Annotated in this window: 23 protein-coding genes; 20 read left to right on the plus strand and 3 right to left on the minus strand. The window is 52.3% G+C overall.

Features of this window, described 5'->3' with window-relative positions; all coding sequences use genetic code 11:
• The first annotated feature begins 12 nt into the window (after positions 1-12).
• From BM200_RS25320 to BM200_RS25330, 3 genes are read left to right on the plus strand one after another with little or no spacing between them, the layout of a single operon-like run.
• Positions 13-2,667, plus strand: coding sequence for an ATP-binding protein (locus BM200_RS25320; protein WP_091189500.1), 2,655 nt, complete (start codon positions 13-15; stop codon positions 2,665-2,667).
• Between the two features lie 12 nt (positions 2,668-2,679).
• Positions 2,680-3,522, plus strand: coding sequence for a CheR family methyltransferase (locus BM200_RS25325; protein ID WP_091189502.1), 843 nt, complete (start codon positions 2,680-2,682; stop codon positions 3,520-3,522).
• Complete coding sequence (locus tag BM200_RS25330; protein ID WP_091189504.1) at positions 3,494-5,275, plus strand: PAS domain S-box protein; 1,782 nt, start codon at positions 3,494-3,496, stop codon at positions 5,273-5,275. The genes BM200_RS25325 and BM200_RS25330 overlap by 29 nt, the downstream gene beginning before the upstream one ends.
• Before the next feature lie 398 nt (positions 5,276-5,673).
• On the opposite strand, the gene serS is transcribed toward BM200_RS25330, so the two are convergent.
• Together serS and BM200_RS25340 are read right to left on the minus strand one after the other, a co-directional pair.
• Positions 5,674-6,951 carry a serine--tRNA ligase gene (gene serS, locus BM200_RS25335; RefSeq protein WP_091189505.1) on the minus strand — a complete coding sequence of 426 codons (1,278 nt, stop codon included), beginning with the start codon at positions 6,949-6,951 and terminating at the stop codon, positions 5,674-5,676.
• A 283-nt stretch (positions 6,952-7,234) separates the two neighbouring features.
• The gene (locus BM200_RS25340) at positions 7,235-7,729 is read right to left on the minus strand and encodes an 8-oxo-dGTP diphosphatase (protein WP_091189507.1); all 495 of its coding nucleotides are present in this window, start codon (positions 7,727-7,729) and stop codon (positions 7,235-7,237) included.
• A 92-nt stretch (positions 7,730-7,821) separates the two neighbouring features.
• On the opposite strand from BM200_RS25340, the gene BM200_RS25345 reads away from it, so the two are divergent.
• The 3 genes from BM200_RS25345 (at position 7,822) to BM200_RS25355 (ending at position 9,964) form a co-directional block, all read left to right on the plus strand.
• On the plus strand, positions 7,822-8,628 hold the full coding sequence (locus BM200_RS25345) for an AAC(3) family N-acetyltransferase (RefSeq protein ID WP_091189508.1): 807 nt from the start codon (positions 7,822-7,824) through the stop codon (positions 8,626-8,628).
• Positions 8,629-8,661: 33 nt separating this feature from the next.
• Complete coding sequence (locus BM200_RS25350) at positions 8,662-9,321, plus strand: hypothetical protein (RefSeq protein WP_091189510.1); 660 nt, start codon at positions 8,662-8,664, stop codon at positions 9,319-9,321.
• 193 nt (positions 9,322-9,514) lie between these two features.
• Positions 9,515-9,964: a helix-turn-helix domain-containing protein gene (locus BM200_RS25355; protein WP_091189511.1), complete on the plus strand. Its 450-nt coding sequence runs from the start codon at positions 9,515-9,517 to the stop codon at positions 9,962-9,964.
• 74 nt (positions 9,965-10,038) lie between these two features.
• On the opposite strand, the gene BM200_RS25360 is transcribed toward BM200_RS25355, so the two are convergent.
• The gene (locus BM200_RS25360; protein ID WP_091189513.1) at positions 10,039-10,818 is read right to left on the minus strand and encodes a DeoR/GlpR family DNA-binding transcription regulator; all 780 of its coding nucleotides are present in this window, start codon (positions 10,816-10,818) and stop codon (positions 10,039-10,041) included.
• 258 nt (positions 10,819-11,076) lie between these two features.
• Between BM200_RS25360 and BM200_RS25365 the strand changes: the two genes are divergently transcribed.
• From BM200_RS25365 to BM200_RS25425, 14 genes are all read left to right on the plus strand, one after another.
• The gene (locus tag BM200_RS25365; RefSeq protein ID WP_091189514.1) at positions 11,077-11,883 is read left to right on the plus strand and encodes a creatininase family protein; all 807 of its coding nucleotides are present in this window, start codon (positions 11,077-11,079) and stop codon (positions 11,881-11,883) included.
• Positions 11,884-11,896: 13 nt separating this feature from the next.
• Positions 11,897-12,670, plus strand: coding sequence for an ABC transporter ATP-binding protein (locus BM200_RS25370; RefSeq protein ID WP_091189516.1), 774 nt, complete (start codon positions 11,897-11,899; stop codon positions 12,668-12,670).
• A 15-nt stretch (positions 12,671-12,685) separates the two neighbouring features.
• Positions 12,686-14,038: an FAD-binding oxidoreductase gene (locus BM200_RS25375; RefSeq protein WP_091189517.1), complete on the plus strand. Its 1,353-nt coding sequence runs from the start codon at positions 12,686-12,688 to the stop codon at positions 14,036-14,038.
• A 3-nt stretch (positions 14,039-14,041) separates the two neighbouring features.
• Positions 14,042-14,917: an ABC transporter permease gene (locus BM200_RS25380; protein ID WP_091189518.1), complete on the plus strand. Its 876-nt coding sequence runs from the start codon at positions 14,042-14,044 to the stop codon at positions 14,915-14,917.
• Between the two features lie 153 nt (positions 14,918-15,070).
• Positions 15,071-16,375 (plus strand): amidohydrolase family protein, encoded by a 1,305-nt coding sequence (locus BM200_RS25385; protein WP_091189520.1) that lies wholly within the window; start codon positions 15,071-15,073, stop codon positions 16,373-16,375.
• 136 nt (positions 16,376-16,511) lie between these two features.
• Positions 16,512-17,501, plus strand: coding sequence for an ABC transporter substrate-binding protein (locus tag BM200_RS25390; RefSeq protein ID WP_091189521.1), 990 nt, complete (start codon positions 16,512-16,514; stop codon positions 17,499-17,501).
• Positions 17,467-17,610, plus strand: a complete 144-nt coding sequence (locus BM200_RS30135; RefSeq protein WP_175533018.1) for a hypothetical protein — start codon at positions 17,467-17,469, stop codon at positions 17,608-17,610. Before BM200_RS25390 ends, BM200_RS30135 begins: the two co-directional genes overlap by 35 nt.
• A 4-nt stretch (positions 17,611-17,614) precedes the next feature.
• Positions 17,615-18,310 carry an NAD(P)H-dependent oxidoreductase gene (locus BM200_RS25395; RefSeq protein WP_091189522.1) on the plus strand — a complete coding sequence of 232 codons (696 nt, stop codon included), beginning with the start codon at positions 17,615-17,617 and terminating at the stop codon, positions 18,308-18,310.
• Positions 18,311-18,324: 14 nt separating this feature from the next.
• A complete protein-coding gene (locus BM200_RS25400) occupies positions 18,325-19,614 on the plus strand; it encodes an amidohydrolase family protein (protein WP_091189524.1) in 1,290 nt (429 codons plus the stop codon).
• Between the two features lie 148 nt (positions 19,615-19,762).
• Complete coding sequence (locus BM200_RS25405; RefSeq protein ID WP_425434627.1) at positions 19,763-20,725, plus strand: phage baseplate protein; 963 nt, start codon at positions 19,763-19,765, stop codon at positions 20,723-20,725.
• A 176-nt stretch (positions 20,726-20,901) separates the two neighbouring features.
• Complete coding sequence (locus BM200_RS25410; RefSeq protein ID WP_091189527.1) at positions 20,902-22,197, plus strand: MFS transporter; 1,296 nt, start codon at positions 20,902-20,904, stop codon at positions 22,195-22,197.
• Between the two features lie 35 nt (positions 22,198-22,232).
• The gene (locus tag BM200_RS25415; RefSeq protein WP_091189528.1) at positions 22,233-24,188 is read left to right on the plus strand and encodes a GTP-binding protein; all 1,956 of its coding nucleotides are present in this window, start codon (positions 22,233-22,235) and stop codon (positions 24,186-24,188) included.
• A 203-nt stretch (positions 24,189-24,391) separates the two neighbouring features.
• Positions 24,392-24,913, plus strand: a complete 522-nt coding sequence (locus tag BM200_RS25420; protein WP_091189530.1) for a TetR/AcrR family transcriptional regulator — start codon at positions 24,392-24,394, stop codon at positions 24,911-24,913.
• 115 nt (positions 24,914-25,028) lie between these two features.
• On the plus strand, positions 25,029-25,976 hold the full coding sequence (locus BM200_RS25425; RefSeq protein WP_091189531.1) for an SDR family NAD(P)-dependent oxidoreductase: 948 nt from the start codon (positions 25,029-25,031) through the stop codon (positions 25,974-25,976).
• Position 25,977 lies beyond the last annotated feature (1 nt).

A 25,977-nucleotide genomic window follows, 5' to 3' on the forward strand; every position in this document is an offset into this window, starting at 1 on the left:
GAGAGGTGTCTCATGAGGTTTACGATTCGGAGCAAGCTGCTTATTAGCTTTTTATCGGTTGCATTCTTTGTAACGGCAGTGAATATCACAGCTTACATTTACAACGATAAACTCAATCGGTCCTTTGATGAACTAATCGACAGGCGAGTGGCCGTGCTCAGTAAAGCAACGGAAATTCAATATTTGTCCGTTCAGCAAACGAACAGTCTGAGGGGCTATCTGCTGACTCAGGACTCCGATTTTCTGACAGAGCTCCGCAGCTCCAATACCCAAATGACGGCCCTTGTTGATGAGGTGGATAACCTAATCATTAAGCCTGATGTACGGGAATCGTTCCGGGAGCTGGCTAATATGGATGAGGCCTTCATCAAGAGCTCGGATCAGCTGCTGCTTAACCTGGAGAAGGATCAGGATCAGGAAGCAGCATTAGCCTATTTCAAAACAACGGTACTTCCGATAGGTGAACAGCTGGGTCCTCTGTCGATGGCATTTGTGGATCATCAACAACAATTATTGGATGAAGAGCGGGCAGATAATGCCTCAATGGTTGATTTCGTCAACACAATGACCGCTGTTCTTACGGTTATTACCTTTCTATTAACTCTGCTGATTGGAATCCTGTTATCTCACCGCATCACGAGCAATCTATTCAAAATTACAAGCGTCATTAAAGGCTTTACCCACGATTCCAACACAGCCTCAAAACTACCTCATATTGATGTTCGTTCGCAGGATGAAATTGGCGATATTGCCCGTTCCTTTAATGAAATGGCCCTTACGCTGAATAAATATTCCATTCTTGAAGAAGATCAGCGCTGGCTCGAGACCAATGTTGCCGAAATGGCTACAAAGTTCCAAGGCGTCAACCACCTGGAAGCACTGGCGCAGCTGTTTATCACCAGGATTACCCCGCTCGTCGAAGCGAGCTATGGCGTATTTTATTTGAAGGAAGGCGCAGGCCGCCGTCAACAGCTGAACAAGCTGGCTTCCTATGCTTACCAGCAGTCCAGCGTCGGAGTAGAGTCCTTTAAGACCGGAGAGGGACTAGTAGGACAAGCCGCACTGGAGAGCCGAACCATTCTTTTGAACAACCTCCCTGACAACTATATTCAAATTACATCGGGACTTGGGAAGGCAGCACCGGCAAGCCTGCTCATTATGCCTATCCAATTCGAAGGGCAAGTCGTAGCGGTCATCGAACTGGCATCATTCAGTCCATTTACTCCTATTCAACAAACCCTGGTGCAGCAAGCATCTGCGCATCTTGGAAGCGTGTTAAGCAGTATTTCAGGGCGTATGCAAGTAGAGCAGTTGCTGGCTGAATCGCAGGTACTGACCGAAGAGCTGCAGACTCAATCCGAAGAACTTCGGGGAATTAACGAGAAGCTGGAGGAGCAGTACAAGAATTCGGAGCAGAAGACAAGAGAACTGGAGAAGACCCAGACCCAGCTAGAGGAGAAGGCAAGACAGCTGTCGCAAAGCTCCCAGTATAAATCCGAGTTTCTGGCTAATATGTCTCATGAACTGCGAACACCTCTGAACAGCTTGCTTATCTTATCTAATATTCTGGCAACGAATGCGGAAGGCAATCTGAATGAGCATCAGGTCAAATACGCAAATACGATTCATCACTCGGGCAACGATCTGCTTCAATTAATTAATGACATCCTCGATCTGGCTAAGGTCGAAGCGGGGAAAATGGATCTCGTACACGGAAAGGTTTGTCTGCACGAAATAAGCGGATTTGCCGAGCAGCAGTTTACTCCGGTCGCCCGTCAGAAGGGACTTAAGTTTACAACGATACTGGATCCCGATCTGCCAGAAGCTATCTTTACGGATGAACAACGACTATTGCAAATTATTAAGAACCTGTTGTCCAATGCATTCAAATTCACCGAGCGGGGCGAAGTGAAGCTGCATATTCATCGTGCTGCGCCCCCTCAGGCCGGAATTGCGTTCTCGATTACGGATACGGGCATCGGCATTCCGAAGGAGAAGCAGGAGCTGATCTTCCAGGCGTTCCAGCAGGCGGACGGGACGACAAACCGGAGGTACGGGGGTACAGGACTTGGGCTGTCGATCAGCATCAATATGGCTCATTTGCTGAATGGCGAGATTATCGTGAGCAGTACGGTTGGCAAAGGAAGTGTATTCTCGCTGGTGGTGCCAAATGAAGAAGAAGCAGAGAGCGGAGCGATGGTCCATCAAGAATCCGCCGCAGCTGCAGCCGAGCCCGAGCCCGAAATTGTGGTTGAAGCGCGTGGCTTCGAGGATGAACTTGATGACGCGGTATGGGTGGGTAAGAAAATACTAATAGTCGACGATGACATGCGTAATATATATGCCACAACCATCGCCCTCGAAAGTAAACAGGTGAATGTGCTTTTTGCCGAGAATGGACTTTCGTGCTTAAAAGTGTTGAAGGATAATCCGGACGTCGATCTTATCCTGATGGATATTATGCTTCCCGAGATGGATGGCTATGAGACGATGCGCACGCTGCGGCAAATGCCAGGCTTCGTATCGCTGCCCATTATTGCTTTAACCGCCAAGGCGATGAAAGATGACAAAGACAAATGCATCGAGGCAGGTGCGTCGGATTATATGAGCAAGCCCGTTAAGCTGGAGCAGTTGTTTGCCCGCATACATAGTTGGCTGAGCAGATAGGTGGTAAGGCATTTGTGCGCGAATGAGAAGGAACCGCTTGAGGAGCTGGAGCGGATTGAGATTGAACTGCTGCTGGAGGCGCTCTACCGGTATTACGGTGTGGATTTTCGTAATTATGTAATGCCGACTATACGCCGGAGAATATGGTACCGCATTCGGGCGGAGCGTCTGAAGACGATATCCGGATTACAGGAGAAGGTGCTGCATGACCGCTTGATTTTCAAGAGGCTGGCTAACGATTTTTCCATTAATGTAACGGAGCTGTTTCGCGATCCTGGCTTCTTCAAAGCTTTCCGTCAGACAATCGTTCCCGAGCTGAGGGATTACTCTCGCATCCGGATTTGGCATGCCGGCTGCTCCACAGGCGAAGAAGCCTATTCGATGGCGATTCTGCTGCATGAGGAAGGTCTGCTTGAGAGGACAAGAATTTATGCCACGGATATGAATGAAGCGGTAGTTGAAGAAGCGAAGCTGGGTTCATTTCCGCTTGAACGTTTGGAGCAGTATGCCTTTAACTACAAGCTGTCGGGCGGCAGGAATTCCATAGAGGATTACCTGTCCTATACGAAGGAATACGCGAAATTTCGGCCTTTTCTAAGTGAGAAAATCACCTTTGCCCAGCATAATCTGGCGGTTGATGAATCGTTTAACGAATTTCACGTTATTATTTGCCGTAATGTCATGATCTACTTTAATTCGTATTTGCAGAATCGCGTTCATGAACTGTTCTATGGGAGCTTGTCTCCATCCGGATTTCTGGGACTCGGGAATAAAGAAAGCATGACCTTTACCGGCTATACAGACTGTTATAAGGAGATGGAGCCTAATGAAAAGCTTTACCGCAAAGTTAAATAGCGCCGTAGCTACGGTCAATATATTAATGGTAGACGATCGGCCGGAAAATCTGATCGCGCTGGAAGCGATACTGGCTTCCCCGAATTACCGCTTATTCTCTGCTCATTCCGGCGAGGAAGCGCTGCGTCATGTTCTGACAACGGACTTTGCTGTCATCTTGCTGGACGTTCAAATGCCGGGCATGAACGGCTTTGAAACCGCCCGTCTTATTAAGATGAGAGAGCGTTCAAAGTATGTTCCAATTATTTTCATCACGGCGATTAGCCAGGCGGCAGAGCATGTGAAGCACGGCTATTCCGTTGGCGCAATTGATTATATCTTCAAGCCGTTCCACCCGGAAACGTTAAAAATGAAAATTGAGGCTTTCGTTCAGATGTATCAGTATCAGGAGCAGATTAAGCTGCAAAATGAACTGCTCAAGGTTATCGGAGAAACGTCCAATGACACAATCGTAACCGCGGATGAGCATGGGATTATGCAAACACTGAATCCTACCGCGGCCAAAATGTTTGGTTATACGCCGGATAAATTGGCGGGTCAGCATATTGACCAAATCGTACCCGACATGTTCTCATTTCTTCAGGCAGAGACGAATCAGGGAGCTCTGCTCATTGAAACAACGGCTATTCGTAAAGACGGCGTCCCCTTTCCTGTGGATATTCAAGTTGGCAAAGCAAGTATTGCCCAGCAGCAGCTGTACGTTTGCTCCATCCGTGATGTAACCGACCGCAAAATGATGGAGGAAGAGCGTTTCCGTAAAATTTTCGATACGATGCCTTGCCTCATTGTCTTAAGATCGATTAAGGACAAACGGTACATTAATGTCAATGAGAGCTTGCTGCAGGCTACCGGCTATGAAGGAATTGAAGTAATGAATCAATCCCGGGATCTGCTGCAGTATATTGTGGACATCGAGGATAAGGGGAGTTTGTCAGCAGACAGCCATGATCCATGGGGGCCGGCCCGGAACGTCCGCATCCGCTATATGACCAAATCCGGCGATTTGCGGGATGGCCTATTGTCTAGTGAAGTGATGCAGATTCATGGAGAGGATTGCCTCCTAAGCGTGGTAACGGATATATCGGAGCGGGTATTCCTGGAGAAAGAGATTACGCGGCTTGACCGGCTCAACATTACAGGGGAGATGGCTGCTGGTATTGTACATGAAATCCGTAATCCGATGACGACGGTACGCGGATTCCTTCAGTTGTCCAAGAGCAATCCGTCGAAGGAATATACCGATATTATGATCGAAGAGCTCGACCGCGTGCACAATATCGTAACCGAGTTCCTGTCCGTGGGTGCGCAAGCTCCGACGAGCCGGAAGCTCAAGCAGATCAATACGGTTATTGAAACCTTGTTCCCGCTTATCCAGTCCAAAGCGATGACCGGTAACCATGATATTACACTGGACTTGGGGGAATGCCCGCCTATTCAACTCGATGAGAAAGAAATCCGTCAGTTAGTGCTGAATCTCGTGCTGAACGGACTGGATGCCATGCCTTTGGGAGGTACCTTAACGATTAAGACATACTCTGACGACAAGCAAGTTGTGATGGAGGTCAAAGACCAGGGGAGCGGGATTAAGGAAGAATTTCTTGAAAAGCTGGGAACGCCGTTCTTCAGCACGAAGTCGAGCGGAACTGGCCTTGGCCTATCCGTCAGCTACGGTATTGCCGCCCGTCATGACGCGGTTATCAAGGTGCAGACGAGCGAGCAGGGAACGATCTTTTTTGTGAATTTCAGGCTATAGAATGGAATAGAGAATAGAACAGGCCTCCTCTTTGGTTAGAGGAGGTCTGTTCTATGTTCTCAGCGGATGCTTATGCCTATGAGCGTTATGATCGTAGGCGTGATTCGCCAGGGGGTACCGCCCATACTGGCTGGGGCACCCTGCATCTCATCTGCCGACGTACGTTGTATGTTCTACAGTATAATCCGGCTCAATGGGGCTGTTGGCCACCCTATGTTGTATTTAATGCAGTATATTCGTTCATATGGGTGCAATTAAGCCGAAAAGCTGCCAATATCCTGCATATTGTACAACATAGGCAGCCTCCATGCTCCAATAGCTTTAAATATCCTGCATAAAGTACAACGTAGCTAAAGAGGGCGACTCGAATCAAGTAGTAACCCACTCGGCAGGAAACATCAAATGTGCAGACGATCCATTCCATTCATATATTTGCGCAGCGCTTCAGGGATACGGATCGAGCCGTCTTCCTCTTGATGGTTCTCGAGCAGCGGAATGAGAATTCGCGGCGAAGCTACGGCCGTGTTATTGAGCGTGTGGCAGAACCGCGATTTTCCTTGAACATCCCGGTACCGGATGTTCGAGCGGCGCGCCTGAAAGTCGAGAAGATTCGACGACGAATGGGTTTCGCCGTAAGCCCGACGGCTTGGCATCCAGGTTTCGATGTCCAATTGCTTATAAGTCTTCTGCGACATATCTCCCGTGCATACGGCCATGACGCGATAGGGGAGCTCAAGCAGCTGCAAGAGATCTTCTGCGTTTTGCGTGATTTCCTGGAGCATCTGCTCCGACGCCTCCAGGCTGTCTTCGCAAATAATAACCTGCTCTACCTTCGAGAACTGGTGTACCCGGTATAAACCGTGAACATCTTTGCCCGCCGAACCTACTTCATTCCGGAAACAGGTCGAGACGGCAGCAAGCCGGATTGGTTCGCGGACATCGACGATTTCATTATCGTAGTACGATACAAGCGGCACCTCCGATGTACCGACAAGGTATCTGTCTTCGCCGTCTATTTGGTAGGTCTGTTCCTGTCCAAGCGGGAAGAAGCCGGTATTGTGCAGGGCTTCCTTTCGGACCATGAGCGGAACCTCGAGCAAAGTAAATCCTTTGGCCATCAGCAAGTCCAGAGCCAGCTGCTGCACACCGCGATGAAGCGCGGCACCGGCGCCGGTCAAATAATAGTTGCGGCTTCCGGCTGTTCGGACACCGCGGGGAATATCGATCATCCGGTGAAGCTCGCCAAGCTTCACATGGTCTTTGGCTTCGAAGGCGAAGCCGGTTGGTTCGCCGACTCGTCTTACCTCCACGTTATCCTGATCCGAAAGGCCAACAGGCGTGTCCGGCGACACGATGTTTGGGACAACTAACATCAGGTTCGAATATTGATCGTGAACGGTTTTATGTTCTTTTTCCAAGGCAGCTAACCGATGGTTGATCTTCTTCATCATCTGCTTCTTCTGATCGAGATGCTGAAGGTCATGGCTATAGATGGATAGATTAATCTCCTGAATGGTCTGATTCCTCTCTTGGCGCAGCAGTTCGATTTCCTGCAGCAGCACCCGTCTTTGATCATCCCATGCCACAAGCTGGGTGATGGAGATGGCAATCCCTTTCTGGTCTGCGACGGTTTGAATACGTTCCTGGTTGTTCCTGATCCACTTGATGTCTAACATGGCAACTCGCTCCTCTACGATTGAATACAAAAAAGCGCTCTAATCATCCGATTGGGACGAAGAGCGCTTGTATTCTCGCGGTGCCACCCAAATTGATTAAACAGTTTGACCGCTGTTTAATCCACTTAGTTCCGCGGTAACGGGCGGGTCCGGTTAACTTAGGGGGTAACCCCTTGACGAGAACGCCTCCGAGTTGGATTCTCTTCATCGGCATAATTTCGTTTGAATTTTTACTAGTATAGCTTATGCCGTTATTTTTATTCAAGTGCTAATTTTATTGGCCTTAGTGCTGCTGTACAGGAGCGAGAGAGTAGTAGCGTTCTGTTTTATCGAGCGTTTCTCTGGTCTTCTCGTCCCACACGTAGCTCAGCTCAAATGTACCCTCCTGGAAGAATAGCGGGAAGCGGCGAGCAAACCAGCTTTGCATCGGAAGCTTCAGTGCCTCTTCCTTGTTCACCCAGAGCAGCTCGCCCTCCGGCGGATTCTCGAGCAGACTCCCCTCAAACGAAGTCGCCAGGTAGTTAAAGACCATATATCTGAGGTTCGTATGGGGATCACAGAACTCTTCCAGTCCTTTATAAATAATGTCCTTCACGATCAGGCCCGTTTCTTCCTGAACCTCCCGGATTGCGCCGTTTACGAAGCTCTCGGGAAAGTCCACTTTGCCGCCGGGTGCAATATAACCGGGAAATCCCTTTTTGTCTGGCCTATTGATTAAAAGTACCTTATCCTTATCTTGAACCATACACATCGTATACATCTTATAGGTAATGGACATGTTGCGCCGCCTATTCTATTAGACTATGAATAATCAGTTTTATTTTACCATCCGCAACTAAGATTGGCGAAGAGAAAGGTGTTGAAGGGAATATGAGTGAGCATGACATTATCAAGCAAACGAAGCTGCCGGTTACGGTAAACGGGATGCTGCATGACCTCCGTCAGCTGGGCATAGAAGAAGGGGATCATCTGCTTGTTCATTCCTCCTTGTCCAGCATCGGGTGGGTATGCGGCGGTGCGCAGGCGGTCGTGCAGGCGCTGCTGCAATCCGTTGGAGAAAGCGGGACGCTCGTCATGCCGGCGCAAAGCGGGGACTGGAGTGATCCCGCCGAATGGGGCAATCCCCCGGTTCCGCAGGAGTGGATCGAAATGATCTATAACGAAATGCCGGCCTTTGATCCGGCGGTAACGCCAACGCGGGGAATGGGACGTATCGCCGAACTGTTCCGGACTTATCCGGGTACGCTGCGCTCGGAGCACCCGCAGGTGTCCTTTTGTGCGAACGGCAAATATGCGGAGTATATCGCAAACGGTCATCCGTTAACCCCGCAGTTCGGGGAGGCTTCTCCGCTAGGCAAGCTATATGCGGCGGGTGCGAAAGTACTGCTGCTTGGTGTTGGCTTTGATTCCTGTACCAGCCTTCATCTTGCCGAGTCGAGGCTGTCTGGCATGCCGACCAAAAAGATGGGCACAGCGATGCTGGTGAATGGGCAGCGGACGTGGAAGTGGTTCATGGACTATGCTTACGACTCCGGTGATTTTGAAGAGTTGGGCAGGCATTTTGAGGATCATGGCACCATCAACCGCGGTCAGGTCGGATATGCGGAATGCAGGCTGCTTGAATTGAAGGAAGCGGTTGATTATGCAGGCGGGTGGCTGGCAAAACATCGTCATTAATTCTTGGTTTTTATACGGAATGGAGCGGACGGTATGATCGAGCGGTTCATGTATAGGGCAGCATGGAAGGACGGCTGTCAAAAGGCTGGCGTAGCGGCATTACAGCAGAATGAGCATGTCACCAGTCTGGTGAAGCAGGGCCGTTTGATGACGGCCGCGGCTTTCCATTGGGAACATAATGTCTTTCTCTATTATGAGTGCCTGGACGGCAAGCTGGCGCCCGAAGAGGTTGCAGGTGCGGCAGAGCCGTATTTGAAGGATTGGCCGGGGCAGGCGGAGCCGCGCAAATGGATCCGGATGATGGATGTCTTCCACTTCAACGAGCCAGCGAATGAGGAGCACTGGCTTCGCAAGTCTCCGGTCGAGAAGAGAGTCGGGCGGGTTGCGCATCTGAGGCCGGAGATGGTCAGCAGTTATGTTTATTACCATTACCAGCTTCAGGAGGAGCGGGCTTTCTTCGGACCAAAATACGAGATCATCGGCATTCACGAGAATCTCCTGTTTGGTTATCAGGAATTCCCGAATGTGACCGAGGAGCCTGTTATGCCGGGACGCCTTAGCACGAAGGGAACTCCGGAGAACTGGAGCGATTCAAGGATGGATCTGCATTTTCAGCCATGGGAAGACGGGCATCTGTACTTCAAGCCGATTGAGCAGATTTATGCTTGCTATATAGGTGATATTGCTGATTAAAAGTAATATCTAAAAAAGGGTCGTCCAACATGCCGGACGGCCCTTTTTTGCGTTTGTCCTAGCGGGAAAAACCCGCGTATTTACTGGCGCAACCTGTGGTTGCAGGGCTCCGCAACGAAAGCTCGCTTTACTTCGTACATGGAATTCAGCATGATGTGGATATGAATTTACTCGCGGAAAGGTGATAGCCGAGATGGTGTTTGGAGAGAAGCTGAAGAGCATGCGGCAGAGCAGCGGCTGGTCGCAGGATGAGCTGGCGGAGAAGCTGTTTGTAAGCCGGCAGTCCGTGTCGAAGTGGGAAAACAATCAGAACTACCCGAGTATCGAGATTATTATTAAGATCAGTGATCTGTTTGGGGTTACGATTGATGAGCTGTTAAGGAGTGATGAAGAGTTGACCAAAAAGGTGATTGACGACAGCAAGCAACTGGCCTATCCGGGACTAAAGGTGTTGTTTGACCTGTTATTCCTGCTGGGTGTAGTCCTGCTTATTATTAAGCTTGTTGTGCTGGGGCTGAACAAATTGGCCGGCATGGATATTGCTTTGCTGGACGGGTCATGGTTCTGGAATTTTGCTCCGCTTGTTCTTATGGTTGGCGCAGGAATTGGTTCCGGTATTGTGAAAGAGAAATTTAAAGAATAAATGTCCGTGTGAACAAGAAGTATAAGCTGATTTAAGGAGCCCCGGCAGATCCTGTCTGCAGAGGCTCCTTGTTATTATTCTGGTCCCGCTGCAATGGTTAGCGGCATACCAGCCTTGTAATAGGAAGCGAGTTCATATTCATCAAGCCGGCTGTCGGTAATGATCTCGTCAAATTCATCTATGGCTGCAAAAATCGCAAGCGAGTTGTAGCTAAATTTGGTGGAATCGGCCAGCAAAATCGTTTTCCCCGCAGCTTCCATCGTGGTCTGCCGGACCCCTACAAGATTTGGCGACCAGGCCATGGCCCCTTTGGACAGAGATACGGCCTCGCAAGTAAGGAATGCGGCATCTACAGTCATTGCTTTAAGCATTTTCTCCGCATAAACCCCGTCCAGGCTATACGCCCATTTGCTTATTCTTCCGCCCGAACAGTATACATCAAAGCTCCCAAACCGCTCTTCGTTAGACAGCATTAAGGCGGTATGCAGATCACGGGTAATAATCTTGAGCCCCTTGAAACGCTCCAATTCGTCCACCATTGAGGCTACGGTCGTGCCGGCATCCAGAATAATGCTCATGCCGTCCTGAATATGCTTGACCGCTTCTTTGGCGATCGCGAGCTTCTCCGATTTATGTTCGTTCGCACGCTGCTCGTACCTGGCGCCCATGAACCGTTTTACTTTAACGGCGCCGCCGTGGAACCGCTGGATTTTGCCTTCCGACTGCAGGAGATCAAGATCGCGGCGGATGGTCATTTTGGAGACATTAAATTGCTCGGCAAGCTCGAGGATCGTTAACTGCGGTTTTGAGTCGAGCAGCATCATAATTTCGTGGCGGCGTGTTCCGATTAGCATAAGTGATCTCCTCCCAATAGCTCCCTTTTACCTTCCAATACATGTTACATACCTGTTCAATTGTGTGAAAATTCTGTATACAAACTTTCGTTTGTGTGATATAAGTGGTAAATAAGAGGAAGTTTTGTGTTATATGAGTGTAATTTAAGTTTACTTAATATTCTGAAAATTTTCTAGTCCTTTGCCATTTTCTTTGCTTTTAGTGAATCGTGTGTCATTTAAGTTAACATCATATTCTGCTTAAAGAGGTGAGTGTTTATGTTCTTTCGTTATCAGGGAGAAGCTTATGACCGGAGGTTTTTACCGCGGCTGACGACCAAAGAGATTGCGGCCATGAACAAAGAGGATGTCCTGCTCGTTCTGCCGATAGGCGCTGTGGAGCAGCATGGCCCCCACATGCCGGTCTTTACGGATACGCTCATTGGCGAGGCGATGCTGGCTGCGGCCTTTGAGCATTTGCCGGAAGATGCGCCAATCTGGCTGCTGCCTTCTGTAAGCTATGGGAAGAGCACTGAGCATGCCGCTCATCCGGGCACCATCACCCTATCGGCTAAGACGCTGATGGCAGTACTGGAGGATATTTCTTCCTCGCTTGCGCGAAGCGGCTTCCATAAGCTTCTGCTATTTAATACGCATGGCGGCAATGCGGATCTGCTGGGCATGATGGCGAGAGAAATCCGGATCGCGACGGGACTGGAGGTCTACCGGCTGGATCCCGGTGCAGTAGGCTACAGCGACTCCTTCACCGATGAGGAAGAGAAAGCCTGCGGCATTCATGCCGGAGATGTGGAGACGTCGCTTGTGATGGCGATGTGTCCGGGGTGGGTAAATGCAGAGCTTGCTCCCCGTGAGATGCCGAGGTTCCCGGATTCCCGCTCATTCTCCTTCCGGTCGAGGTCGTTTGCCTGGGTAATGGACGATATATCCGGCAGCGGAGTCGCAGGAGATGCAACCAAAGCAACGGCGGACAGAGGGGAAGCGATGCTCACGATCGCAGGGCCGTTGCTGGCCGAAGCACTTATGCATGTTGCAACGTTCGATATGGACTCACTGAAGAACGGATAGGGGGATGATCACCATGACAACATTGACTGGGGCCAAGGAATGGGTAAGGATGGAGCGGTTGTCCAAGGTTTATCCGAACGGGACGGTAGCGGTCAAGGAAGTTGATCTGACCATTCATGAAGGCGAATTTCTTTGTTTTGTTGGTCCATCCGGCTGCGGGAAATCGACAATCTTCAAGATGATTACCGGCTTGTCCAATCCTAGCAGCGGCAAGCTGGAGGTGATGGGGAGGGCGGCGAGCGAAGCCCGCAAGCAGTCCGATACCGCATTCGTCTTCCAAGATCATACGCTGCTGCCGTGGAATTCGGTCATCGATAATGTAATGCTGCCGCTTGCGCTGCGCGGGGTGCCGCGTAAGGAGCGCCAGGGGGAAGCGGAACGCGTGCTGGAGATGGTTGGGCTGAAGGATTATATGCGCTCCATGCCCCGCGAGCTGTCCGGCGGGATGAAGATGCGGGCATCGATTGCCCGTGCTCTTGTCGCCAGGCCGAAGCTTCTGCTGATGGATGAACCGTTTGGAGCACTGGACGAGATTACTCGGCAGACCCTTCAGATTGAGCTGCTTGAATTATGGCGGCAGGATCCGGAGATGACGGTGCTGTTCGTAACCCATAACGTGTTCGAAGCTGTATTTCTGTCGACCCGTATCGCTGTCATGACGCCGCGTCCGGGCAAGGTTGCCGAGCTCATTAACGTACCGGTGCCTTTCCCGCGCGACGAGTCATTCCGTACAACGCCGGAATTCGGGCAAATCGTCCGGTCCGTGTCGCAAGCCCTTAAGCATTAGAGAGGAGGAGCAAGCATGATGAAGGATTGGATGGTTGACATGCAGGCAGCTGTGGGGGAAGAGAGGCTGCTCTCGGATCCCGGGCAGGTCGATAAATTATCGAAGGACTATTACTGGTATTCTCCGGTGTTAGTCCCGTTGCTTCAGGACAAACGGGCGGAGGGCATTGCCGTCCCGCATTCGGTGGATGAGGCGGCGCAAGTGCTCGCATCGGCATGGAAGCACCGGATTCCGGTAACGACACGCGGGGCGGGTACCGGCAACTACGGTCAGGCGGTTCCGCTCGAGGGCGGCATTGTGCTTGATCTGAGCAAGCTCGATCAGGTGCTTGAAGTAACAGAGTCGTATGCACGCGTGCAGGCCGGAGTTCGGCTTGGCGCTTTGGAGAAGCTCCTCCGCGAAGAGGGGAAAGAGCTCCGGATTTATCCGAGCACCTATATGAAAGCAACGGTAGGCGGCTTCGTATGCGGCGGTTCAGGCGGGATTGGCTCCATCACCTGGGGCAACCTGTGGGACGGCAATGTGCTGGAGGCGGTTGTCCTGACGGTAGAAGAGACTCCCCGCAGGTTGACCGTCAAGGGAGACGATCTTATCGCCTACATTCATAACTACGGAACGACCGGCGTGCTTGTGGAAGTGGTCATCCCCATTGCGGCCAAAGTGGAATGGACCCAGACGGTTGTCCAGTTCGACGATTTCGAGTCAGCAGCCCGGTTCTCGCATGCGGTTGCGCTTGATGATACGATCCGCAAGCGTCTCGTTGCCCCGGTTGAGTGGCCGATCCCGACGTTCTTCAAGCCTATCGCTTCAAAGCTGGAAGCCGGCTGCAGCGCTTGTCTGCTGGAGACCGAGCATGGAAGCGAAGGGCTGCTTGCGGCACATGCCAGCGCGGCAGGCGGCCGAATCGGCTACACGATCCCGCCGGAGCAGTACCGCAAGGTGATTGGGCTTTCCGATTTTACATGGAACCATACGACGCTATGGGCGCTCAAGACGGATCCAACGATGACCTACCTGCAGGCCGGCTTTGACAAGGACCGGTTCCTCGACCAGATTGCGCTTATTAAAGAGCAGTTTGGCGATGAAGTGCTGATGCATCTTGAATTTATCCGCACGTCGGGCGTTGTTGCTCCAGCAGCGCTGCCGGTTGTCCGTTACACCACACATGAACGGCTGTATGAGATTATTGCCTACTTCCGGTCCATTGGCGTCCGAATTAATGATCCTCATACCTGGGTTTTGGAGATGGGAGGGCGGGGAGAGTGGGATGCGATGGTAAATGCCAAGCGTGCCAATGACCCCCGCGGACTGCTGAATCCAGGCAAACTGCAAACGCCGGTAGAGAGCATTTCAAATCAGGAGGGATAAACGATGCGTGAGGAGACGATAACGAGCCCGGATTTATCGTTTGGGACGTCGGCAGATGTGGGCACAGACGCAAAGCAACGCACCTCATCATTGAGAAAAGCATGGAAAAGAGTCGGTCCGCCATCTGTCGCCTTCGTTCTGTTCATTGGCGGCTGGGAGCTGTTCTGTCGTCTGTCCGGCCTGAAGCCGTATTTGCTGCCAAAGCCTTCGGATATTGTGATGGCGGCATCGGAGAACGCTTCGAATCTGTGGGTGTCGGTCTATACCACAATTACGGAGGCCGTGCTTGGCTTCTTGCTCAGCATCATTCTAGGTATCGGGTTTGCGGTTCTGCTCGCCAGCTCCAAGCTCATTGAGCGCAGTATCTACCCTTATGCCATCATCATGCAGACGATTCCGATCGTCGCCATCGCGCCGATTATCGTGATCTGGTTCGGGGCGGGTATGAACGCCATTATTATTATCGCTTTCCTGATCGGATTTTTCCCGATGCTGTCCAACACTCTTATAGGCCTTAACTCAACCGATCACAACATGAAGAATCTCTTCTATCTCTATAACGCCTCTCCCTTGCAAACGATGATCCGGCTCCGGATCCCGGCCGCGCTTCCTTATATCGTGGCGGGCTTAAAAATCTCATGTACGCTAGCCGTTATTGGCGCCATTGTTGGCGAGTATATCGCCGGTATCGGCGGAGGCAATGGCGGACTCGGTTATGCGATTACCGTTGCTTCCTCCCGCCTGCAGACGGCTTACCTGTTCGCTTGCGGATTGTCCGCCTCTTTGCTTGGCATCGCGTTCTTCCTGCTGGTGAACGCCTTCTCCAAGTGGATGCTGAGCTCCTGGCATGAATCCGAAATGAAATCATCTGAGGGGTAGCCCATGCTTACGAAGCATGAATTTCACGAGTGACATGGACCTGGTCACTTAGGTTGAAATTCATTAGGCATATGCTTACGAAGCATGAATTTCACGAGTGACATGGACCTGGTCACTTAGGTTGAAATTCATTTTAGGAGGGATTAGACAAAGATGCTGGAAGCCATCAACGTAAAGCTGCCGCTGCAGCAAAATGATGACCTGTACACGGTAAAAGTCCAGGGAGGGCGCTGGACAGCCGTCGACCGGCAGGAGGGAATAATCGTGTCTTCGGAGCATCCTCCGATCCATTCCCTTTCCTTCGACGAGCTGAAGACAACGGCATTGCTGGACCTGGAGGGGAAGGTGATGCTGCCGGGTTTTGTAGATGCCCACATGCATCTCGACAAAGCCTATTCGCTGCCTTGGGTACGCAACCGGTCCGGTACGCTGCTGGAGGCGATCGAGAACTACCGGGGTGCTGCTCCGGCTTTTACAAAGGAAATGATCCGCGACCGCATAGAGAAGGCAGCGATGAGCTCGGCTTCCTTCGGCTCGGCAGTTCTTAGAAGCCATCTTGACGTTCCTGTTCATCTTGGCCGCGATATCGCCATGCGAACCGTTGAAGCGGCGCTGGAAGCCCGCGAGAGGGTCAGCGGAATAGTAGACATTCAATATTTCCCGATGTTCTTCTATGATTCTGCTTATGAACGAGAATTAACGGAATTCGCGTCCGAAACGCTGCGCATGGGCATAGACGGGGTGGGTGGGTCGCCGCATCTGTCGCCTGATCCCGAGACTAACCTGGCTTGGGCATTCAAGCTGGCGCAAAGGTTCGATAAACCGATTGATCTTCATTCGGATGAATCGGATGATCCGGGCGTCAAGACGATCGATATTTACTGCGATTACGTCAAGGCAGGCGGTTACGGCGGCCGGGCGACGGCCGGCCATCTATGCTCCTTGTCTGCGATGGAGCATGGCGAAGCGGAACGGTTAATCGCGAAAATGTCGGATGCGGGTGTAGCGGCGGTCACCCTGCCGGCCGTTAATCTTTATTTGCAAGGCCGTGGTGACCGGGGCAATGTCCGGAGGGGCGTTACCCGCGTCCGTGAGCTGCTGGAAGGCGGAGTGCCCATCGCTGCAGCGTCGGACAATATTCAAGATCCGTTCCATCCTTTCGGGAGAGGCGATCTGCTGCAGATTGGCTTAATGACGGCTTATGCCGCCCATTTGGCCAAGGAGGAAGATATTATTACCGTGCTGCAGATGCTGACAGCAAACCCGGCCCGCATCGTTGGTCTTGAGCAATACGGCATTGCGCCGGGGAATCCGGCGAGCTTTGTTATTTTGGATGCACGCGCCGAAGAAGAGTTGTTCCAGGAGCTTCCGTCCTCGCGTTGGATTTATAACAAAACCAGGTGGACGTTTGCTTCCAGGCTGAACCGGTTCGGACTGGAGCCAAGTCTGCTTACTTAAGGTTGGTGCTTGTCCCTCCCCAAGAGGGATGCACATATAGAGGAGAAGAGAATAAGCTTATGCTTTCGATGCAAGAATCATCACAAACAGCCATCCGGCTGTTTGGGTGACAATTCTTATTAGGGGGAAGAGAAGCATGCTGAGATCAAAGAAAAAATTAGGTGGAATGGCCGCGCTTCTTGCAGTTACCTTAAGTCTGACGGCTTGCGGGAGCAACAACTCATCGGGAGATTCCAAGGAGCTGACCAAGGTCAGCCAGGTGACCAACTGGTTCGCGGAGCCGGAGCATGGCGGGCAATATGCAGCGCTGGCCAAAGGCTTCTATGAGGAAGCGGGTCTCGACATGACCATCCAATCCGGCGGGCCGGGTATCTCTTCCACCCAGATTGTCGCCGGCGGCAAAGCCGAATTTGGCATGGGGCAGGCGGATGAGATTCTGTTGGCGCGTCAGAACGGAATTCCGCTTGTGGCGGTTGCGGCAACGTTCCAGAAGAATCCGCAAGGGATCATGTTCCACAAGGGGCAGTACAAGGATATAACGGAGCTGAACGGCAACAAAATCTTTGTCGGAAGCGGCGTCGTGTTCTGGGAGTACTTAAAGAAGGCTTACAGCCTCGATAAAGTAACGGAAATGAAGTATACCGGCTCGCTTGCTAACTTTGTATCCGATCCGACTGCCGCCACTCAAATTTATGTAACCTCCGAGCCGTTCTCGATGCAGCAGGAAGGGGTCGACGTCGAATACTTCCTGAACTATGACCTCGGCTATAAGCAATACGGCAACATCCTCTATACAACCGAAGACTTCCTGAAGAAGCATCCGGATACGGTGAAAGCCTACGTAGAGGCATCGATTAAAGGATGGGACTATTATAAAGATCATTCCGATGAGATCAACAAAGTGATGCAGGAGAAAAACCCGGATCTGAAGCTGGAAGCAATGGCGTTTGGCGCCAAAGCGCAGGAACCGCTTGTATACGGCGGTGATGCGGAGACCAACGGCGTTGGCTACATGAGCAAGGACATCTGGTCCGGCCTGCAGGCACAGCTGGTTGATATGGGACTCTTGAAGGAAGCGGAGCCAATCGAAGATGTATTTACGAATGAATATCTGCCGGGCAAATAAAGGGCAGGCAACGGAGCCGCTGCATGTTGGCATGCGCGGCTCCTGCTGTATAAACGGTATGCTGCTGTTCCTTGGGACGGCGCATCCGTTTACGCTGCTTAAGGAGTGATGGAATGGCCAACGTGCTTGTAATTTATTTCAGTGCTTACGGACATATTCACCGGATGGCGGAAGCCGCCGCGCAAGGCATAGAGAGTGAAGGGCATACCGCAAGGCTGGTACGTATTCCGGAGTTTCGCCATCCGGATAACATTACGGCGCTGCTGGACCATCCGGACCGCAGGCAAAGCACGGAAGGCAGCGGGCTTTCCGGTACGTTCCGGGTTGGAGCAAGGTGGGAGAAATATGAAGCCGCGCAGGCTTTGCAGCAGACCGTGCAGGAGGCTAAGGCCGATGATCTTCGCTGGGCGGACGGGATCGTATGGGGGTTTCCGACCTATTACGGCTCTATGCCGGCGCAGGTAAAATCTTTTCTGGATCTGTCGGGAAGCTTATGTGCCGGCGGGGAGCTGGAAGGGAAGCCGACCGGCGTCATGACGAGTGCCGGATCGATTCATACCGGCCACGAGGCGACAATTCTGACGTCCATCATCCCGCTCTTGCATTTCGGGATGGTCTATGTCGGTCTGCCGTATTCGCAGAACCCGGAATATTTGACCGCTGACGCGATTGGCGGCTCGCCTTATGGGCCTTCCACGCTGGCAGGTCCGGACAGCTCGAGAACGCCGGATGAACGCGAGCTGCGGATGGCCGGCAGGCTTGGGGCCAGAGTGGCGAGATTTGCTGCAGCAACCAAAGGCATAAAATGAATGGCGGGGATAGGATGACGATACCATTTGATTTGCTTGTTTCTCAGGTAAAGCTGCCCGGCAGCGGTATATTAACGGATATTGGCATCAAGGGAGGTGCCATTGCTGCAATTGGCAGCTTGGCGGGAGCATCCGCCGCAACGACCTTCCAGGCGCAGGGCAGACTGCTGCTTCCGCCGTTTGTTGAGTCCCATGTGCATCTGGACACCACGCTGACGGCCGGCGATCCGGTCTGGAATGAGAGCGGAACGCTTGCCGAAGGCATCTCGATCTGGACTTCCCGCAAAAAGCAGCTTACGCGCGATGATGTCCTGGCAAGGGCGGAGCGTACGCTAGAGCTGTTTATCGGCTACGGCGTCCTTCACCTGCGGGCGATGGTTGATATCGGCGACCCAAAGCTGACCGCTCTGCGGGCGGTGATGGAGCTGAAAGAGCGCTACCTTGAACGAATGCAAGTGCAGGTTATCGCTTTTCCGCAGGACGGGATTGTCGCATGTCCGGATAATGAAGCAAGGCTGGAAGAGGCGCTTCGGCTGGGTGCAGACGGGGTGTCGGCGGTTCCGCACCTGGAGCGGACCCGCGAGGACGGGATATTAAGCCTCCGCAAAGCATTTGCTTTGGCACAGCAGTACGGCTCGCTTGTTCATGTCTTCTGCGATGAAACCGATGATGAAGCCTCGCGTTACCTTGAGGTATGCGCCTCGCTTGCTTTATCAACCGGTCTTGCCTCCAAAGTGACCACCGCTCATGCCAATGCCGCAGCATACTACAATGAGCCCTATTTTCAGAAGCTGCTTGGACTGGTAAAACAATCCGGTATCTCCATCGTGGCTTGTCCCCTGATTAACAGCGTGATGCAGGGCCGCTACGATGCTTCTCCGAAGGGGCGGGGGATTACGCGTATCCAGGATTTCCGCCGGGCCGGCATTAATGTGGCCTTGGCTCATGACGATATCCGGACCCCTTTTTATCCGCTTGGCACGGGAAATCCGCTTGATGCCGCGCATATGGCTGCCCATCTGGCCCATATGTGCGGCCGTCAGGATCTGAACGATATAGTGGCCATGATTACGCATGGCGGAGCAAAAGCGATGCAGCTCGGCAGCTATGGCTTCGAACAAGGAGCGCCGAAGCTTGGTGATCCGGCTTCCTTCCTCTTGTTTGACGCGGCTGAACCGGCCGAGTTAATCCGGACGCGTTGCGCCCCGCGGTATGTCTTCAGCCGGGGCGTGCTGGCCGCGGAGACACAGCCTGCTGTTACGAAGCTGATGAATGCGGCAGACGGCAGAATGGCTATTCCATAGCTTTGAAACAGAGGCTTCATTATAATTTTTTAACATTTATTGGTTCGTCCAGACTATTCTAAACGATATCCTTCTCCTTGATAATCATGGTGTAATCAACCATATTATCGGAGGGATTTGTATGCTGCCGCTTCACAGATTTAGCCCTATGAACAAGCCTGTTAAAATTTTTGCTGCTGCTGTTCTTGCTATGCTCCTGTTCGGCACAACCGTATTGCCCGCAGTTGCAGCAACTCCGGGGAAAACCGTAAACGCTTCGGCTACCCTCGCTTACAATCTCAAAGGGCTTAACCACAACCTTGCTGTCCAAAAAGCCTACATCGCTTCCAAGTATCTTTACGTCACCCAGCGCTCCGGCGGAACCGTCTATCTGTCGAGATTGCTCATGAGCGGAAGCACCGCTACCTATGTGGACGAAATGACGATTACCAATGCCGGTCATGGCCAGACGCTGGATATGTACACCTACAATGGTATCGATTACTTCTACTTCAGTTCAAAAGCGGATCCATCCACAACGTATAACTGGTCGCTTCAGGTAGCCAGACTCCAATACTCGGCAGGAGCTACCCATGATTATACGGATCTTCATCGATTCACCTACATGAACTATGCCGATAAGAACGGCGCGAGATTAGGCGATACTTACCGCGTGGATGCCGGCGGCAACAGCGACTATACGATTTTCCGTGTACAGACCGTCGAAGGCACGGTTACGTGGTCCATTTATGACACGGCAGCCTTGAACAAGCTTCTGGACAGCAATGAACAGGTGCGAATGGACAGCGCGGAAGCGATAAGCGCCTGCGTGACCAGCTTTACGCAATCGGGCAGCGATATCGTTCGGCCAAACGGATCCTTCCAAGGCTTCGATATGCTCTCGAATACGGAAATCTACACGTCGGGCGGAGCGGAAGGCGAAACGCCGCGAATTGCTTTAATGTCTAACACGGGCGCCTATAAAACCCTTGTGAACATTACGAATGTGGGAACCCATGAGATCGAGGGCGTACAGACGAAAAACAGCAACGTTTATTTCACGATCGTTACAGACCCGGACAATAAGAAAGACACGCAGAAAGTGTACTATGTACCTGACAGCGTATTCTAGTATTTCGACTGAGCATCAGAAAAGGGCTGCCGTCAGAAGCGATTAGCTTCCGCGGCAGCCCTTTTGATTATTACTTGCCTTGCCTTGCGTGTGAGAACGGCATATCTGCATATCTGAAGGACACGCCGCATAAGACGTAAGGAAGCTTTGCTTCGCCTATAAGGGGGGAACAAGCGATGGGCAGGAAATTTCTCAATTCTCCAACCGCGTATGCGCTCGGGATGTTCGCAATGATGGTGCCAAGCCAGGCGTTTGCATCCTTCTTTAACTATTATTACGTGGAAAAGCTGGGCCTGAGCCTTGGGCTTGCTACGATTGCACGCACAATCTATCTCATCTGGGATGCGGTCAACAACCCGATGGCCGGCTATTTGTCCGACCGGACCCGTACGCGCTACGGCAGGCGCAGACCGTGGATCTTTTTCTCCACGCCAGCCTTTATGCTGGCCTTCATTATGGTATTCTCCGTCCCTAAAGGGCTTGGCAATACGGAGCTGTTCGTTTGGCTGCTGACGTCGCTGATCCTGTTCGAGGGGATTGCGACCCTGCTGTGGGTGAACTACGGGGCGCTCTTCCCGGAACTGTTCAAAGGGGACCGGCTTCGGGCAAAAGCATCAGCCGTTCAGCAGGGGTTTCAGATCGTGGCTATTCTCATTGGCACTGCTCTGACTCCCATTTTGTATGAGTGGATCGGCTTCGGATGGATGTCGGTGGTTTATTCCCTTATATTCGGCGTCTTTATGACCTGGTTCGCTTTATCTGTCCGGGAGAAGGACAGCACGCATCAGGAAGCGCCGCTTCCCCTAATTGCCGCATTCCGGGAGACGCTGTCGAATAAGCCGTTCTGGATCTTTAATATTGCAGGCTCTTTCGCCCAGACGGTGAATGGCCTGCTTGCAGCCCTGCTTCCGTTCTATGCCAAATACGTCCTGAATATCTCGGAAGGAGAGGTGTCCATCCTGATGGGTGCCGTCTTTGTCTCCATCATACCGCTTGTGGCGATATGGTATCTCATCTCCCGCAAGCTTGGCGGCCTGCGCAGCTGGCGGCTGGCGCTCGCCGTTTACGGATTGTCGGTCATCCCGCTTTGGTTCGCGGGCAGTCTTGGCAGCGGAATTGTTGCCGGTATACTGGTTGGCTTTGGAATGGCGGGGTTCCTTGTTACACCCGCTATGCTGAGCAGCCGGATTATTGATCTGGATGCGGAGCGGACCGGCAGGCGGCGGGAAGGAATCTATACGGCGGTTGCGGGCTTTATTACGCGTTCGAGCGGGCTTATAGCCGCGGTAGCCTTCTGGATTGTTGGCCTGATCTACGGTTATCAGAGCGGAGACGATCCTGGGCCGCAGCCGGAGACGGTCTTTCGGGTGCTGATCTGCGTGGTGCCGCTTATTTTGCTTGCGATGTCCTTTGTCATCTCCCTGTTTATGAAGAATTTAGAGGAGCCGGGTCAATCGAAACGTCCGGTGTGATATGATTATGGCAAAATCAAACCAAGGGGATTCGCATGAAGCAAGTAACGATTGGCATGTTCGCGCATGTGGATGCGGGCAAGACAACGCTGGCCGAGCAGCTGCTGTATCATACGAACAGCATTCGGGACCGGGGCCGGGTGGATCATAAGGACGCCTACCTCGACAGCCATGACATTGAACGGGCAAGAGGCATTACGGTATTTGCCGACCAGGCTGTAATGACCTATAAAGGGGATACCTATTACTTAATCGATACGCCGGGGCACGTCGATTTCTCTCCGGAGATGGAGCGGGCCATCCAGGTGATGGACTACGCCATATTGGTTGTAAGCGCGGTGGAAGGGGTGCAGGGGCATACCGAAACCGTCTGGCAGCTGCTTCGGAAGAGCCGGGTTCCGACGTTCTTTTTTATTAACAAAATAGACCGGACCGGGGCGGATGTTAACCGCGTCCTGGAGGAGATTCAGCTTCATCTGACGCTGGATGCCTCACTAATTACGGAAAGTTTTGCAGGCGGCGTTGTGGGAGAACCATTAATGGAAAGTCTCGCTGAGCGGGATGAACAGCTGCTGGATTGCTTTCTATCCGGTGAAGGTGATCAAGCCTTCTGGCTGCACGCGCTTCAGGAGATGGTGCGGAGCAGCCGGTTATTCCCTTGCGTAAGCGGATCGGCGCTGCAGGATGCCGGCGTTAAGGAGTTCCTGGAACAGCTGCATCTGCTGACGACCGTTAATTATAACGGGCAGGCACCCTTCGGAGGACGCGTCTATAAAATCCGTCATGACAGCAACGGCACAAGGCTAACGTATATGAAAGCGCTCAGCGGAACGCTCAAGGTGCGGGAAGAGCTCTGTTACGGCAGCGGCGAAGAACAGCGTTGCGAGAAAGCAACAAGGCTTCTAATCGTGAGCGGCAGTAAAATGCAGGCGGTGGATCAGGTATCGGCCGGCGATTTGTTTGCGGTTATCGGGCTTACGGAAGCCGAAACGGGACAAGGCGCAGGACTTCATTCGGACAAGCTGTCCTATGATCTGGTACCGGCTCTGACGTCCAAGGTTATTTTTCCTGAATCCATCCCGGTAAAAGACGTGCTGAAGGCTTTCCGCATTTTGAATGCGGAGGACCCGTCTCTTCATGTCATCTGGGAGGAGAGTCTGCAGGAGATCCAGATTCACGTGATGGGTGTCATTCAGCTTGAAGTGCTGCAGCAGCTGGTGAAGGACCGCTTCGGTTTCGAAGTAGTCTTTGGCAGTCCGGAGATTTTGTATAAAGAGACAATTGCCAGCCCGGTGAGGGGCTACGGACATTTCGAGCCGCTGCGGCATTATGCCGAGGTGCATCTGCTGCTCGAGCCTGGAGAGCGGGGCAGCGGCATTACGTTCACGAATGCTGCCCATGTGCATGACCTGAGCGTAGGCAATCAGAATCTGATCGAAACGCATCTGTTCGAGCGCGAGCATCATGGACTGCTGACGGGAAGTCCGCTGACGGATGTGCGGATTACGCTGCTCACAGGTGCTGGCCATAACGAGCATACGCATGGCGGTGACTTCCGTGAGGCAACGTTCCGGGCGTTGAGGCAGGGGCTTGAGAAGGCAGACAATGTGCTGCTTGAACCGTTCTACGAGTACAAAATCAAGGTGGAGTTGGACCATCTGGGCAAGGTGTTATCGGATCTGCAGCGCGCCTCCGGGCAGTTCGATCCTCCGCAGACAACCGCATCGCATGCGATCATTACGGGCAAAGTGCCGGTCGCCACCTTTATGGATTACAGCACGGACCTGGCCGCCTTCACGCATGGCAGAGGCAGTATTCAACTCGTTTTTGCCGGCTACGACCGCTGTCATAACGAGCAGGAGGTCATTGCGCGCAAAGGCTACAGGAAGGATGCGGATCCGCTGTATACCTCCTCGTCCATTTTTTGCGCCAAAGGGGCAGGTTACACGGTGCCTTGGGAAGAGGCGGAAGCGAAGATGCATTTGCTCTAGCTGATGATTATAGAAGCGGGCTGTCCGTTCTGGGCAGCCTTTTATCCAACATGCTTGTGCCTTTTCATATCATTTGTATTCCTTTCAAAGCATCCGGAAGATACAGTGCAAATGAAAGCATGTTGCCTGGGATGCATAAGACTTGTTACACTATGAATAAGTGATTCATCACTAATTGCATATGGCAGAGGAGCAAATAGACGATGGCGAAGAACGACACGGCGTCCGTTAACCGGCGGACGGAAATAATATCGGCAGCAATTGAGGTGTTCGCGGAAACCGGCTATTATCGCACGACAACAGCGCAGGTGGCGCAGCGGGCAGGTATTTCGCAGCCTTATGTATTCAAGTTTTTTGCTACGAAGGAAGCTTTAATGCTGGCGGCGCTTGAGGTTTCTTGGGAGAGAATTACGGAGGCGTTCAGCCAGGTAGTTGAAACGGCATCGCCGGATCGGCTGGAGCAGGAGCTGATTGAGACGTATGAAGAGATATTGGCTGCCCACCGGCAGGAGACGCTGCTCCAGATGCAGGCGCAGACGATGCACGAGGAGCCAATCCGTGCGGCGATGCAGATGGGGCTGAAGGAAGTGCGCCGCATTGTATTGGAAGCGTTCCAGAACAATAAGCTCGCTGATCCGGAGGAAAGAGCCATGCTGTTCCTGGCCCGCGGCATGCTGTGCAATATTTCGATGGCGCTGGATATCCCGGAGTTAATGAACAAATAAAGAGGGCTGCCAAGCCTTGTAAAATAGTGATTGATCAATCACTAAATAAGTAGTATATTGTTTTCAATAGAAGTTAGTGATTGATCAATCACAAAATAAACGAGGAGTGGTAGAGATGAAAAAGGCAATCGTTATTGGAGCTACGGGCGGCACAGGGGCTGCCATTACGGAGGAATTGGTAAGCCGGGGGATTTCGGTCGTAGCGTTTGGGCGCTCCCGCGCGAAGCTGGAGAAGTTTGCAGCGAGGCTAGGCAATCCGGCGAATCTGTCGCTAGCCGTTGGAGATGCCTTTAAGGCGGATGATGTGGAGGGAGCGTCGCTAGGGGCGGATGTCATGTTCCATTGTGCGAATGTTCCGTACCACGAGATGGAGGATCGGCTGCTGCCTCTTGGCGAGGCGGTGATGGAGGCGGCGAGTCGGCTTGGGCTAAAGGTTGTTGTCATTGACGGGATTTATCCTTATGGAAAAAGGCAGATGGAGCGGGTGACCGAGGAGCATCCGAAACAGCCTCATACCCGTAAAGGGCGGACACGGCTGCGGTTTGCGGAGATGGTATTTGATAAGCGGTGGACTCGTGCCCGTCCCCTTATTGTCCGCCTGCCGGACTATTATGGACCAACGGCCAATGAAGCCTCGTATCTCGGCTCTACGCTGGAAGCTATTGCGGCGGGCAAGACGGCCTTCTTCATAGGCAACATGAATGTGCCGCGCGAATATGTCTATTTGCCGGATGCGGCGAAGATGATTGTCGAGATCTCGCTGCGTGATCACGCTTACGGTCAGGAGTGGAACATACCGGGCGGAGATGTCATATCCGGTCATGAGATCGTTCGTCTCGCCCGAGAAGCAAGCGGCAGCAAGAAGGCTGTCCTGCCGCTTGGCAAAGCCGGCTTATCTTTGCTTGGGTTATTTGTTCCCGTAATGAAGGAAGTGGTGGAGATGCTGTATCTGACATCAGAACCGCTTCGCCTCAGCAGCCAAAAGTATGAGCGGTTAATTGGGCCGGTTCCGGCAACAAGCTTCAGGGAAGGGATTCATGAAACAATCAGCCGGTTGAAATAAA

This window comes from Paenibacillus catalpae (assembly GCF_900112695.1).
Lineage (GTDB): Bacteria > Bacillota > Bacilli > Paenibacillales > Paenibacillaceae > Pristimantibacillus > Pristimantibacillus catalpae.

Excerpts from the sequence above, each read along its gene's own strand:
- BM200_RS25320 (WP_091189500.1), top strand. The coding sequence starts at position 13 with ATGAGGTTTACGATTCGGAGCAAGCTGCTTATTAGCTTTTTATCGGTT.
- BM200_RS25330 (WP_091189504.1), top strand. The coding sequence starts at position 3,494 with ATGAAAAGCTTTACCGCAAAGTTAAATAGCGCCGTAGCTACGGTCAAT.
- serS (WP_091189505.1), bottom strand. The coding sequence starts at position 6,951 with ATGTTAGACATCAAGTGGATCAGGAACAACCAGGAACGTATTCAAACC.
- BM200_RS25340 (WP_091189507.1), bottom strand. The coding sequence starts at position 7,729 with ATGTCCATTACCTATAAGATGTATACGATGTGTATGGTTCAAGATAAG.
- BM200_RS25345 (WP_091189508.1), top strand. The coding sequence starts at position 7,822 with ATGAGTGAGCATGACATTATCAAGCAAACGAAGCTGCCGGTTACGGTA.
- BM200_RS25350 (WP_091189510.1), top strand. The coding sequence starts at position 8,662 with ATGATCGAGCGGTTCATGTATAGGGCAGCATGGAAGGACGGCTGTCAA.
- BM200_RS25355 (WP_091189511.1), top strand. The coding sequence starts at position 9,515 with ATGGTGTTTGGAGAGAAGCTGAAGAGCATGCGGCAGAGCAGCGGCTGG.
- BM200_RS25360 (WP_091189513.1), bottom strand. The coding sequence starts at position 10,818 with ATGCTAATCGGAACACGCCGCCACGAAATTATGATGCTGCTCGACTCA.
- BM200_RS25365 (WP_091189514.1), top strand. The coding sequence starts at position 11,077 with ATGTTCTTTCGTTATCAGGGAGAAGCTTATGACCGGAGGTTTTTACCG.
- BM200_RS25370 (WP_091189516.1), top strand. The coding sequence starts at position 11,897 with ATGACAACATTGACTGGGGCCAAGGAATGGGTAAGGATGGAGCGGTTG.
- BM200_RS25375 (WP_091189517.1), top strand. The coding sequence starts at position 12,686 with ATGATGAAGGATTGGATGGTTGACATGCAGGCAGCTGTGGGGGAAGAG.
- BM200_RS25380 (WP_091189518.1), top strand. The coding sequence starts at position 14,042 with ATGCGTGAGGAGACGATAACGAGCCCGGATTTATCGTTTGGGACGTCG.
- BM200_RS25385 (WP_091189520.1), top strand. The coding sequence starts at position 15,071 with ATGCTGGAAGCCATCAACGTAAAGCTGCCGCTGCAGCAAAATGATGAC.
- BM200_RS25390 (WP_091189521.1), top strand. The coding sequence starts at position 16,512 with ATGCTGAGATCAAAGAAAAAATTAGGTGGAATGGCCGCGCTTCTTGCA.
- BM200_RS30135 (WP_175533018.1), top strand. The coding sequence starts at position 17,467 with ATGTATTTACGAATGAATATCTGCCGGGCAAATAAAGGGCAGGCAACG.
- BM200_RS25395 (WP_091189522.1), top strand. The coding sequence starts at position 17,615 with ATGGCCAACGTGCTTGTAATTTATTTCAGTGCTTACGGACATATTCAC.
- BM200_RS25400 (WP_091189524.1), top strand. The coding sequence starts at position 18,325 with ATGACGATACCATTTGATTTGCTTGTTTCTCAGGTAAAGCTGCCCGGC.
- BM200_RS25405 (WP_425434627.1), top strand. The coding sequence starts at position 19,763 with ATGAACAAGCCTGTTAAAATTTTTGCTGCTGCTGTTCTTGCTATGCTC.
- BM200_RS25410 (WP_091189527.1), top strand. The coding sequence starts at position 20,902 with ATGGGCAGGAAATTTCTCAATTCTCCAACCGCGTATGCGCTCGGGATG.
- BM200_RS25415 (WP_091189528.1), top strand. The coding sequence starts at position 22,233 with ATGAAGCAAGTAACGATTGGCATGTTCGCGCATGTGGATGCGGGCAAG.
- BM200_RS25420 (WP_091189530.1), top strand. The coding sequence starts at position 24,392 with ATGGCGAAGAACGACACGGCGTCCGTTAACCGGCGGACGGAAATAATA.
- BM200_RS25425 (WP_091189531.1), top strand. The coding sequence starts at position 25,029 with ATGAAAAAGGCAATCGTTATTGGAGCTACGGGCGGCACAGGGGCTGCC.